This is a genomic window from Vibrio sp. YT-19(2023) (assembly GCF_033337395.1).
In genome coordinates this window covers 1-567 of the sequence record NZ_JAWOQN010000891.1, presented here as the reverse complement: position 1 = coordinate 567, position 567 = coordinate 1, and the positions used below count along the sequence as shown (strand labels likewise).

Below are 567 nucleotides of genomic sequence, written 5' to 3'. Positions count from 1 at the left end.
TTGAAGCGTTGTCCGCTGACAAATTAATACGGTAGATTTTTCCGTCTTGATTGCAGGAAACGTAGTAATTGCCGTTGACGTCAAAATAGCCTGCACCAAAGGTGCCGGTTTCGCCCGTATCTCCAATCATAGTGGCTTGGCCGTTTGCAGTATTGAATTTGTAGAGAATGCCGGAGTTGTTGTCGATTCCGTAAAGCGAACCGTCGCCAGGATGAAAGGCAAAATCCGTCAAGTTGACGTTTGCGGTCGCGGTAATTTGCGTAAGTGTTAGCGTCGCATTTGGATCGGTATCTAACGGTGATAAATCAATGGAAAATAATCCTTTTCCTTTGCGATATAAGTAGTAAACGTGATTATAAACATCGCCAACAAAAAACGTATGGCTGGGCAAACCAGCCACATTCAATGTTTCTGCTTGAAAGTCTTTCCCTAAGCGGACGATTTTCAAATTGGTGGTGTCGTAGCCGTAAATGTATCGGTCGGTAAAATCGAACCCGACGGCGTTGATCCCAGAAGCCAAACCCACATCGTCAGCGAGTAAAGTGGTGGAACCCGTAACCAGATTGA

At 45.3% G+C, this 567-nt stretch carries 1 protein-coding gene; it reads right to left on the bottom strand.

Annotated features, from left to right (window positions below):
• On the bottom strand, positions 1-567 hold a 567-nt coding region (locus R7E78_RS29020; RefSeq protein ID WP_411913785.1), incomplete at both ends, for a DUF6923 family protein.